The 11,671-nt window shown below is 57.1% G+C and carries 10 protein-coding genes; 6 read left to right on the forward strand and 4 right to left on the reverse strand.

Features of this window, described 5'->3' with window-relative positions; translation table 11 throughout:
- Nucleotides 1-436: 436 nt before the first annotated feature.
- A complete protein-coding gene (locus tag ASG55_RS19825) occupies nt 437-2,158 on the reverse strand; it encodes a hypothetical protein (RefSeq protein WP_156388210.1) in 1,722 nt (573 codons plus the stop codon).
- Between the two features lie 695 nt (nt 2,159-2,853).
- Between ASG55_RS19825 and ASG55_RS19830 the strand changes: the two genes are divergently transcribed.
- On the forward strand, nt 2,854-3,213 hold the full coding sequence (locus ASG55_RS19830; protein WP_056789519.1) for a DUF6124 family protein: 360 nt from the start codon (nt 2,854-2,856) through the stop codon (nt 3,211-3,213).
- 444 nt (nt 3,214-3,657) lie between these two features.
- Here the strand turns inward: ASG55_RS19830 and ASG55_RS19840 are convergent, their stop codons facing one another.
- The 3 genes from ASG55_RS19840 to gspI form a co-directional block, all read right to left on the reverse strand.
- On the reverse strand, nt 3,658-4,044 hold the full coding sequence (locus ASG55_RS19840; RefSeq protein ID WP_056789525.1) for a hypothetical protein: 387 nt from the start codon (nt 4,042-4,044) through the stop codon (nt 3,658-3,660).
- 155 nt (nt 4,045-4,199) lie between these two features.
- Nucleotides 4,200-4,931, reverse strand: a complete 732-nt coding sequence (locus ASG55_RS19845) for a hypothetical protein (protein ID WP_056789528.1) — start codon at nt 4,929-4,931, stop codon at nt 4,200-4,202.
- Between the two features lie 281 nt (nt 4,932-5,212).
- Nucleotides 5,213-5,587: a type II secretion system minor pseudopilin GspI gene (gene gspI / locus ASG55_RS19850; RefSeq protein WP_156388211.1), complete on the reverse strand. Its 375-nt coding sequence runs from the start codon at nt 5,585-5,587 to the stop codon at nt 5,213-5,215.
- A gap of 148 nt (nt 5,588-5,735) precedes the next feature.
- Between gspI and gspG the strand changes: the two genes are divergently transcribed.
- From gspG to gspD, 5 genes are read left to right on the forward strand one after another with little or no spacing between them, the layout of a single operon-like run.
- The gene (gspG, locus tag ASG55_RS19855; protein WP_056789534.1) at nt 5,736-6,194 is read left to right on the forward strand and encodes a type II secretion system major pseudopilin GspG; all 459 of its coding nucleotides are present in this window, start codon (nt 5,736-5,738) and stop codon (nt 6,192-6,194) included.
- 47 nt (nt 6,195-6,241) lie between these two features.
- On the forward strand, nt 6,242-7,162 hold the full coding sequence (gene gspK / locus ASG55_RS19860; protein WP_056789537.1) for a type II secretion system minor pseudopilin GspK: 921 nt from the start codon (nt 6,242-6,244) through the stop codon (nt 7,160-7,162).
- Entirely contained in the window at nt 7,159-8,280 is a 1,122-nt protein-coding gene (gene gspL, locus ASG55_RS19865; protein WP_056789539.1) for a type II secretion system protein GspL, read from the forward strand. The genes gspK and gspL overlap by 4 nt, the downstream gene beginning before the upstream one ends.
- Nucleotides 8,273-8,821, forward strand: coding sequence for a type II secretion system protein GspM (gene gspM, locus ASG55_RS19870; RefSeq protein WP_056789542.1), 549 nt, complete (start codon nt 8,273-8,275; stop codon nt 8,819-8,821). Before gspL ends, gspM begins: the two co-directional genes overlap by 8 nt.
- Entirely contained in the window at nt 8,818-11,199 is a 2,382-nt protein-coding gene (gene gspD / locus ASG55_RS19875) for a type II secretion system secretin GspD (protein ID WP_056789545.1), read from the forward strand. Before gspM ends, gspD begins: the two co-directional genes overlap by 4 nt.
- The last annotated feature ends 472 nt before the right edge of the window (nt 11,200-11,671 follow it).

Consider the following 11,671-nt stretch of genomic DNA (forward strand, 5'->3'; position numbering starts at 1 on the left):
TATCCACCTCTGGCTCTCGCAAAACAGGCCATCTGGAGATCCACAAATCACCAGCCATCCCATCAGCAGCCACTCTATCGATGAGTTTGGTTTCTGCTGCGCACCGCCCCAAATGGCATTCGAGACGAGGCATGATGGCATCGGATAGACATACACATTGAGTTAACTCCACGCCCGAAGCGTTCTACTGTATATGACCTATAGCACGGCTAACATCATGCTAGAAAAGCAGCCCCTTCGCTGGAGTACGCCTGCGTCCCTCGTCCTTCGCCGTTGATGCCCTGCGGGCCCAAATAGCATCACATATATCTAGCTAAACGGCATCGGGGGCTTTCGGCCAACACCGGGCACTTACTAACGATGAACGGCAGTCATTCCCTGTGCATACGATATTAGATGTGCGTCAGTATTCATTTCCAAAATTAGGTTGCTAGGATTAAGAGGAATCTTTCATGTTCTTCATAGTTTTCGGCACGGCATACACTCGCATCCCTTCTCGAAGCTTCATCGCACTTGAAGGCCATTCAAAGCCCGCAGGATCACCTTTTTTTGCGTTCTGAACGTCTAACTTGTTAACTTGGATTGATGCGATTTCTACCTCTTCAAAATAAATATCTCCTTCTACGGCTAAAAAATCACCTACCTCCACTTTATTTTCTAGGATGTGCATACCAAAAACGTCGCTAAAGACTTTTGATACGTTCCCAATATACTGATAATGCTCAGGTATAGGTGAAATTCGCTGGAGCTTATAGAACAAAGGCTTTACCCAGTCAGATGACCAACGATGTCTTTGTTTGTTTACTACTAACCGGTATAAATCAAACGTGGTCATTAGCCCCATCCCTGTTTCCCCAGCGAAATCAAGAATCTCTTTGCGAAACGGTTCGTTATTCTCTCGTAAGAGCGGCGGTAGATGTCTTTGCTGGTTGATTATTGATAGGCCTTGTATTGTAGTGACCTTCAACTCCCTCATATTTATTATTGCGTGCTTGTTGGCCTGCATGAGATCCTCGTCACCAGCTTTACCTCCAACCCCTTTAATATCAATAACTAGAGTGAGTTCATTGTCTTCTATTCTTAAATCTTCACGTCGACTTTTGCCTTCAGCATCTCGTAGTTCATCTACATCAATAACATGCTGAAACCCAAGCTTGGAGAGAGCAGTTTTAATGGCTATAACCAGATCGTCCCCTGTAGCGGTTATTAGGTCATGCAGCCATCCATTCTCTGACCGATGCGCGGCAATTTCCCGAGTGATCTTGTCGAGTTCATTTTCAGCTTGAGCGATCACTTGCGATTTCTTGGCCTCTAACTCTAGAACGTGCTCAAGTTCATACTCAGGTAGATGGGTCCATTTTCCTTTTTCGATATCTGGAAATAAATTAGGCAAATATTCAGGTAACACGCTCTCAACGAGGTCTGCAATAAAGCTCGCTTTATCGGAAATCTGAGGAAAAATAAAAATCAATCCGTCTCCGTGCTGACCAGCTAAGGCGACATCCGAGCCGTATTTATTAGTCGCCAATGGGGTCCACTTACCATACTTCGACCATCGAGGTTTAAAGGAACATTTGAACTCAGCACCCTCCATGTGACGCTTCAATAGTTTTTCTATTGGAGCGTCGCCGTTCACATTGATTACGGAACCTGACTCGGAGGAAAATTTTATTTCCTCCATAGGGTCGATGAAATTCCATACGCCGCCATCAATGCTTTCACTTGTTGCTAGACCACGATATCCGGCAGACGCCCACTGAAATTTCATGGGACTATCCGGTTCTGCAAAGATTATTAGAGCGCCTCCGTTAGATACAATTCGATTAAAATTTTCTTTTGCGTACAATACTGTCCGCACCCTCGCATCAATCCACCCACTATCACATTTAGCCCACAAGTCTATTTCTTCTTTGGGAGTGTGCTTTCCTCCATCGGCACCAGGGGCCAGACCCCTTGACGTCAAATCAACGATAACTAGGTCTGACTCTTGATATTTTACAAGTTTCTTATGTTGGACTACCGGGCGCCAATCACTGTCACTTGGCACTTCGTAGGGGATACCAAGAGTGCCAACCCCAATGCTACCCCATTTGCTTTTTAAAGATTTGCAAACACTGTCGTCGGTATCAATGAGAAAAATATTGGGTTGGTGGTACATTTTTGCTCCCCTTACGTGGCAACACCATTATTTTACTGAAAGATAATAACTATGCGAACGAACGCGAAGCAACGGAATTGGGCGAACCACACCTCAAATTAAATTGACAACAGTGCATCATAATCAACGGGCTTCGATTGGGTTACACGGAGACAGAGCTCGTTCTTCGATCATAGCCAGTTCAGATTTCGGGCAGGGTTGAATGCATCCGCATCTGGCCAAAACAAGCACTGCTGAGAGTCTGCTTATGGCCGAAAGCAGCCGTTTTCACGCGCAAGGTAAGCTCAACAGGCCGGTGTGGGCCGAATCTGTCCGCCCACCTTGGCGCAATTGCGCCTCATAAACACAAATGTTTAAAAAGACATCTCCAGTCACGCTCCTAGGCTACACTCCTTGCGCCTTTGCCTACAGCTGCGCCAGAATCCGCCGGCTTGTGCGCCTTGGGGGCGGGTTCTATTGTGGTCGGGTCGCTGACGAATCAGCGATCGGGTTTGGTAGCCCGGCTTAGACTTGGCGCATAGCGTCACCCGATTCAGTCCTTTTTGGGTCTGTGTTTTTATGGTGGCCATGCGCAGGGCGTCTTCGGGCGCGCCGGTTTTCCAAGTCACCGGTCTACCAACCTTCGTATGGCCACCACCCCTTCGTTTGGTAGCGAAAAGATGATGGCTCCTTTTCTATGATTTGGAGATTCACTCATGATCAAACCAACACCCAACCCGCCCGAAACCGATCCCACGTCTCCCTACGAATCCCTCGATTCCAACAAGCTCCACGAAGCCGCTGACCGCGCACTCGATCATTACCTGTCGCCAAACAATCTCCTGCCTCCGCCGCGTAAGGCGCGTGGGATGTATGCGGTGACGGCGGATACCAAGAATGAAGAACTGCTGGCTGATGCTAGTGAAACGCTTGCTTCGGCGAAGACGATTGCTCAGGACATTTCCAGTCTGTTGCCGGCGCCGCAGCGGCGGGCGTTGTTGGGGGTTGCTCAACTGATCATGCTGGGGGAGCTGGCGGTGAATCGGGTGATGGATAATTTGGAGATGGCGGGGTGATGTGATGTGCGGGGGCGGCAGCAGGTTGATTTGTTGCTTGGGCTGGCGCTTTCGCGAGCAGGCTCGCTCCCACAGGGGTTTGGGAACAAAAGGGGGGCGGGTCTTGTTTTTAATAAAGCCGTCCCTTTTTACGCGATCCTATCGCTTGGCCCGTTACTCCTCCCATCCGAGCTCTGCGTAGGACATTTGATCATGCTCCGGAAAGTCTGTCCGGTATTCACCCCACTCCATGAGGGAATAGTATTTGGTCATCGCCTCGAAGTAACTGTCCGCTTCGACTGTCCAGATCAGTTGGGAGTTTGCTGAAAGTAGACTGCGAGCGTCATCACCGTGAACTCCGGCCAGGCAGAAAGTCTGGCAACCATCAGGTTCCAACCAAAGTTCATGTTTCATACTCATAGCTCGTTTTCCCCTGCTTTTATGGCGGACGCGCAGGCACCGATCTCAAGGTCGATGTAGCCCTTTCGCATCCCGCCAGTACAAGGTTTGTTCGAATTGAAAGCTAATTAGAAAGAAGGCGGGACACGACTGCGATATTGATTCAGCGATTTTATCCAAATCCTCCATAGGCGAGTGTCCCTCAGCGTCAGCCCCTTTTATTCTGATGGTGCAACGCAAAGCGACAGGAAACTCGATGCCTTTTTTATTCTCAGCATAGATCGTAGAGTCGGCTGTTACGTCGCCGCCGCTCACACTGAGTCCCGAGGCAAATATCGCTAACAAGCCATCACCCGCTACATCTATTTCCAGAGCTCCTGCATTCTCAAGGGCGCTTTTCAGCGCTGAAATTGTGAGCGCGCTATCGGCTTCCAAGTGCAGATCAAGACTCATGAACCCCTTTTCTCCCTGAACAGTTGCATCAGACTTTGAGCAATTTTGCGAGTGTATATGGTCAATGGCTTGAAGGTCTGCTTCTGGCTCAGTAACTGCCGGGGAGAAGGGCGGCTGCTATCAGGCGGGGTGGCCGGCGTGGGTAGTCGACTGACCTACGCCAGTGCAGCTTCGTCGATCGCAGCCATCGCTTCTCTGCGCTTCGCAATTAGCTCAAGCCTCTCCGAACCCGAAAGACGTTTTCCTGGTGTAGGCAAGGCGGAAGCTGTGGCCTCGTACCAACGTGAATACAGAACGCTGGTACCGGCGAATTCTGTTAGTTGCGCCTTACGCGCCAATGCCTGCTTGATCTGTTTAGCGATGATGGGATTGACTTTGGAGTAAGCAAACTGAGAAGACGGGTGATTAGCCACTGCCACAGGTATACCGCCCGCTAGTGCGGTAACTCGACCTCCGTTTCGTTTGCTGAAGCAGACGATCAATTCTGGTGCCAACGCCTCCAGGACTTCAGTAAACGATTGCTTACCTTTCTCCCAAGCTGCGGCCGATGGCGCTTTGCGGATGCCGGGTAAAAACTCTTGGATGAAATTGTAGTAGGCAATGCTATGCCAAAAATCACTCCTATCTGCTTTGGAAAAGTGCTTTTTAGCATTCAGGATAGAAGCCATTATTTTGGTGAAATGTGCATGTTGCCGAAGCTTAGCTGTCGCTTGAGGGTGTTTCTGACCCAAGGCCAGGGCCTTCAATACCTCGGGTGTGGCTGTCGGGCGTTCATGTTCTTTGGCGCCATAGTGAGATTCGCAGACCACGAGAATGCGTAGACCGTGGATGCCGCGCTCGTAATGGGCGCCGACCCATGGTGCAAAACGGACTGTAGATTTGCTCATTGCCATCCTTAGTTTGTTTGCTCAGGCCAACACTTTTGGCTCAACCGTAATCACATCATTATTTTTCAACACTAGCGACCGGATTTTGAAGCCGGATTGGATACCGTCATGGGCGCTGTAATTTTTGGAACTTGGCCGGCATGGCTGGCGGTGGCACTTGTGACCATTTCGGTGCCTGATACTGCGCATTCGCGAGCAGGCTCGCTCCCACAGGGGGATTTGTGTTGGTTGCGGGAGAGAGGATCCAAAGATCGTCCGATCGCGGCCCGAGCTTTCGGCAGCTACTGGGGGCGGGTCAGTAGGGTCTCGAGTTTTGCGAGTGGTGGGGCGTCCTGGTTGCGGTCGAATACTTGAATTCCAACCTTGAGCAGTCGCCCATTCTCTGCGCTGGCGATCACCTGTTCACAGCGCAACATCAGTCGCCCTTGATCACACTCTGTGGACTTCACCCCATTCGGCAATCGACCTTCCAGCCGTAGCTCAGCCATCCGGCTCTGCGCGGCAATCATCGCCACCGACCGATCCCTTAAAACCCCACTGCTCTGCGTCATCAACACCGCCACACGTACGGCGGCGGACATGGCGACGGCAATAATCGCCAGTGCAACCAGCACTTCAATCAGGGTGAATCCTTTCTCTCTCGAACACCCGCGCATACATGGCCCCAAAGTAAAACCCAGTCCTCGACGCTAACCCCCGTCCTTGACGGCTTGACGACGGAAACACCCGAGCATTTTCAACATCCCTGACATATCTTCTTGCAACACTGCGCGTCGAATTCGGATCAAGCCAGGGAATGTCGAGATGGATATCGCACCTTTGAAAACGCTCAGTCAGTCGCCGCGCATGCCACGTGGGCAGCAGGGTTTTACCTTGATCGAGATCATGGTGGTGGTGGTGATTCTGGGGATTCTGGCGGCGATGGTGGTGCCCAAGGTGCTCGACCGGCCGGATCAGGCGCGGGCGACGGCGGCGAAGCAGGATATTGGTGGGTTGATGCAGGCGTTGAAGTTGTATCGCCTCGATCACGGCACGTACCCGAGCATGAATCAGGGGCTGAAGGTGTTGGTCGAGCGGCCGGCGGATGCGAAGAACAGCAACTGGCGTTCGTACCTGGAGCGTTTGCCGAATGACCCATGGGGCCGGCCTTATCAGTACCTCAACCCGGGCGCAAATGGTGAAGTCGATATCTTTTCCCTCGGCGCCGATGGCCAGCCTGACGGCGATGGCGTGAATGCCGATATCGGTTCCTGGCAGTTGTAAGGCCGGCCGTGAACACAGGTTCGCTCAACGGGGCGAAGCAACGGGGCATGGCGATTATCAGCGCGTTGTTGATTGCCGCCGTGGTGGCGGTGATTGCGGCGGGGATGTTGACGCGTCAGAGCGTGGCGACCCGGGCGCTGGAGGCCGATCAGCAGCGGGTGCAGGGGCGTTGGGTGGCGCAGGGTGGTCTGGAGATCAGCCGGCAGTTGCTCTGGGATGCGCGCCTGCGTGATCCCTTGACCCGGCGTGATCAGCCTTGGGCGCAGCCGTTGCTGGCGGCGGGTTTTGCCGGGCGGCTGGAGGATGAGCAGGGCAAGTTCAACCTGCGCAATCTGGTCGCCAATGAGCGCATCGATGAGGCGCAGGTGCAGGCGTTCGAGCGGTTGTGCGAGTTGATCGGTGTGAGCGCCGTTGTCGGCCAGCGCATCCGCCAACGGGTGATTGCCGGTTACCCGCATCTGCTGAATGCGCAGATTGGTGCGACGGGCAAAGCAGGTTTCGACAGTGGCCGCGCGACTTCGCCCGATGCCGATCACAAACCGCCACCGCCGAAGGTGCCGATGCTGCGCACGCTGGATGATTTGCGCAGCGTCGAAGGCATCACCGATGCGCTGCTCGGCCAACTGGCGCCGTACGTGACGGTGATTCCGGCGACGACGTGGATCAACGGCAACACCGCCACGGCGCAGGTGCTGGCGGCGTATGTGCCGGCGCTTTCGCTGGAGCGGGCGACGGCGTTGATTGCCGAGCGTGACGCCGGGCGCTGGTTTATCAATCGCGGCGATTTTGTGAACCGCTTGCGCATGCCGCAGTTGGAAGTGAGCAGCGTCAAGGTCGGCATCACCAGTGACTGGTTTCGTTTGCGCGGTGAAGCGCGGCGTGATCAGCGCCGGGTCAGCCTCGACGCGTTGCTGCATCGCAGTGAGGATCGGCTGCCGCAGGTGATCTGGTCGCGGGTGGGCGCATGAGTCAGTTGCGCGTCGCGTTGCCGCCGCTGGCGGAGCTGGAGTTGCACAGCGAAGTGAGTTGCGCCTGGCTGGATCGTCAGGGGCAGGTCAGTCGTGAGGAACGGCTCACTTTGAGTCAGTTGGGGCAACGGCCGAAGCAACCACCGCTGCTGTGTTTTCTGCATCCGGCCGACAGCCTGCTCGCCAGCATTGATCTGCCGCCGCTGCCCGCGAACAAAACGGCGGCCGCTGTGCAGTGTGCGGCGCAGGCGTTGATGCTCGGTGACAGCAGCCAAATGCATATCGGCCACAGCCCTCGTGATGCGAGTGGGCAGGTGCAAATCGCCTGGGTGGCGCGGCAGCACTTGCAGCGTCTGGCTGCGGTACTCAAGCAGGCGGGGTTGACGCTGCGCGGTTTGTATCCGGCGCCGTACAGCCTGCCAGTGCTGCCGGGGGTTGTCGCTTGTGTGGCGGACGGGCATTTGCTCCGGCGCGAGAGTTTGAACAGTGCGCAGGTTGAGCCGTTGCTCGGTGACGAAGTTGATGAGGCATCGTTCGCAGCTGAAGCGACGCAACGCTGGATCGGCCCCTTGCCCGGTTGGGGTTTGCACGGTGGTCTGCAACAAACCGGCGGCGAGCAACGTGGCTGGGGGCGCGCTGTCGGGTATGTGGCTTTGGCCGTGGCCGTTTGGGTGATTGGCCTGAATCTTTATGCCGCCCGCGAAGCGCGGCAGGGCCAGCAGCTCAAGGCGCAGATGAGTCAGCGGGTGAAGCAGGCCTTCCCCGAATTGCCGGTGATTCTCAACCCGCTGCAACAGGCGCGTCAGCAACTGGAGCAGCGGCAAAAAGTCGCGGTCGATGACCCGGCGCAAAATTTCAATCGACTGGTGTTGCAGGCCGGCACGGGCATGCCGTTCATGGCTGGCAGTGTCGAGCGCCTGAGTTACCGCGACGGCGCTTTGCAGCTGGCGTTGCTCAGCGATGCAAACCGTGGCGGCAACGACAAGGATTGGCAAAGCACCTTGGCTCAGGCCGGCATCAGCGTCACTGCCGATGACGCAGGCTGGACCTTGCGGCCGAGCGATGAATCCAGCGCCAACACCAACGAAGACGACGACAGCGGAGCAGACGATGAGTAGGGCGACGCTGGCGATTTACCGTGGACGCTGGCAGCGCTTGCGCAGCCAGTTGCAGGCGCGTTGGCAGCCGTTGGCGCTGCGTGAGAAACGCATGGTCGCTGGCATGGCGCTGGTGCTTGTCGGTCTGCTGATCTGGCTGACGCTGGTCAAGCCGCCGCTGGCCAGGATCACTTTCTGGCAGAGCGAGACGCCCAAGTTGCGCGCGCAAACCGAGGCGCTGGAAGTGCTGTTGCGCAGCGTCAATGTGCGGCCGCAGGGGCAGAGCGTTGACCAGTCGCTGGAGCAAAGTCTGCAAGCGGCGGGGCTCACCGGGCATTACCAATTACAAGCGGCGGAGGGCGGTGCGTGGCAGTTGAATGTCGACGCCGCGCCGGCCGATGCGCTGCTCGACTGGCTGCTCAGCCAGCCATCACAACTTTCTCTGCAGGTGGTCGAGGCGCAGTTGCAACGCGCAAGCGCGGCCTCGACCGATGTCACCGCCGGCACTTTGTCAGGCACCGTTCGCATGGATCAGGCGCAGGGCGCTAAGGAAGCTTCATGAAGGAGTCACGCTGCAAACCGGCACGTCTGGCGCTGCCGTTGTTGCTGATGGCATTGAGCGCGTGCAACAGCACCACGGCGCCGCAGAATCAGCCGCCGCTGTTGGTCGACAGCGAACTCGGGCGGCCGCTGGCCAACACCCAGCGCAGCGGCGATGCGTTAGCCGATCGCGAACGGGCGCAGGCTCAGGCACGGCCGGTGCCGAAGCAGTTGCATAACATCAGTCAGCGTGGGCGCAGTGGTGGTGTTGCGCCGAGCAACACGGTTGCGCGTAATCCGTTGGGCGAGCAACCGGTGACGCTGAATTTTGTCGAGGCGGATATTCAGGCGGTGGTACGGGCGCTGTCGCGGGCCACCGGGCAGCAGTTTCTCGTCGATCCACGGGTCAAGGGCAATCTGACCTTGGTCTCGGAAGGTCAGGTGCCGGCCCGCCAGGCTTACGACATGCTGCTCGCGGCGTTGCGCATGCAAGGCTTCAGCGTGGTCGATGTCGGCGGCGTGGCGCAGGTGGTTCCCGAGGCCGACGCGAAACTGCTCGGCGGGCCGATCTACAGCGCCGACAAACCGGCCGGCAACGGCATGCTCACGCGCACGTTTCGCCTGCAATACGAAAACGCGGTGAACCTGATCCCGGTGCTGCGCCCGATTGTCTCGCCGAACAATCCGATCAATGCCTACCCCGGCAATAACACGGTGGTGATCACCGATTACGCCGAGAACCTCACCCGTGTCGCGCAGTTGATCGAGAGCATCGACACGCCGAGCGCGATCGACACCGATGTGGTGCAGATCCAGAACGGCATCGCCGCCGATATCGCACCGATGGTGGCCGACTTGCTCGACGCGCCGGGCAATGATCCGACGCAGAAAATCGCCGTGATCGGCGACCCGCGCTCGAACACCATCATCATCCGCGCCGGCAGCCCCGAGCGTACCGAGCTGGCGCGCAACCTGATCTACAAACTCGACAACGCGCAGAGCAATCCGAGCAATCTGCACGTGGTTTATCTGCGCAACGCCCAAGCGGCGAAACTCGCGCAGGCGTTGCGCGGTTTGCTCACTGGAGAGAGTGACAGCGGCAGCAGCGACGCGGCGCGTTCGGTGCTCAGCGCGATGGGCAGCAGCACCGGCGGCAATGCCGGGCAGAACGGCCAGAGCAGCACGCCGAGCACTGGCACGACAACGTCGACTGGCAGCGGCGGAACTGGCGGCAGCTATGCGCAGGGCAGTGGCGGCGCGGCGAGCAATGGCGGTACGCAGAGTAGCGAACAGAACGTGGCTTTCAGCGCTGGTGGCGTGACGATTCAGGCTGACGCCACCACCAACACGCTGCTGATTTCTGCGCCGGAACCGCTGTATCGCAACCTGCGTGAGGTTATCGATTTGCTCGACCAGCGCCGTGCGCAAGTGGTGATCGAAAGCCTGATCGTCGAGGTTGGCGAGGACGATGCCAGCGAATTCGGTGTTCAATGGCAGACCGGCAATCTTGGCGGCAAGGGCGTGATCGGTGGCGCCAATCTGGGTGGCGCGGGTCTCAACACGGGTGCCAAGAACAGCATCGACGTACTGCCGCAGGGTTTGAACCTCGGCTATGTCAACGGCACGGTCGACATCCCCGGCATCGGCAAGATTCTCGACCTGAAAGTGCTGGCGCGGGCGCTGAAGAGCAAGGGCGGTACCAACGTGCTGTCGACGCCGAACCTGCTGACCCTGGACAACGAAGCGGCGAGCATTTTTGTCGGCCAGACCATCCCGTTTGTCAGCGGCAGCTACGTCACCGGCGGCGGGGGCACCAGCAACAACCCGTTCCAGACCGTGACCCGCGAAGAGGTCGGCCTCAAGCTCAACGTGCGCCCGCAGATTTCCGAGGGCGGCACGGTGAAGCTGGATATCTATCAGGAAGTCAGCAGCATCGATGAGCGCGCATCCAACAGCGTGACCGCCGCCGGCATCGTCACCAACAAGCGCGCTATCGACACCAGCATTCTGCTCGACGATGGGCAGATCATGGTTCTCGGTGGGTTGCTGCAGGACGGCTACAGCCAGAGCAATGATGCGGTGCCGTGGCTGGGCAGCCTGCCGGGCATCGGCGCGCTGTTTCGCAACGAACGCCGGGCGATCACCAAGACCAACCTGATGGTGTTCCTGCGCCCGTACATCATCCGCGACAGCGAAGCGGGGCGCAGCATCACCCTCAACCGCTACGACTTCATGCGCCGCGCCCAGGGCGGCTTGCAGCCGGAACGCAGCTGGGCGATGCCCGACATGCAGGCGCCGCAATTGCCAAGCACCGCGCAAGGCGTGCCAGCGCCGGGGCCGACATCAGGCCCACGGGCCACGATCAAAGCCGTACCGATTGAAGGGAGCACCCGGTTTTGACTGGAATGATGACTGTGGCGAGGGGATTCATCCCCGCTCGGCTGCGCAGCAGTCGTAAAACCGGTACACGCGATTTGCCTGTAGAAACTGGTTTTCAAGTTTTGGGCCTGCTTCGCAGCCCAACGGGGATAAATCCCCTCGCCACAGGGGATCGCATTGCCCCAGAGAATCGCATTGCCACAGAGGATCCCATTGCCACGGTCTCGATTGAAGGGAGCACCCGGTTTTGACTGAGATGATGACTGTGGCGAGGGGATTCATCCCCGCTCGGCTGCGCAGCAGTCGTAAACCGGGCACATGCGATTTGCCTGGAGAAACCGGTTCTCAAGTTTTGGGTCTGCTTCGCAGCCCAACGGGGATAAATCCCCTCGCCACAAGGGATCTCATTGCCACAGAGGATCGCATTGTCACTGAGGATTCCATTGCCACGGTACCGATCGAAGGGAGCACCCGGTTTTGACTGGGATGATGA

This window comes from Pseudomonas sp. Leaf434 (assembly GCF_001425545.1).
Classification (GTDB): Bacteria; Pseudomonadota; Gammaproteobacteria; order Pseudomonadales; family Pseudomonadaceae; genus Aquipseudomonas; species Aquipseudomonas siliginis.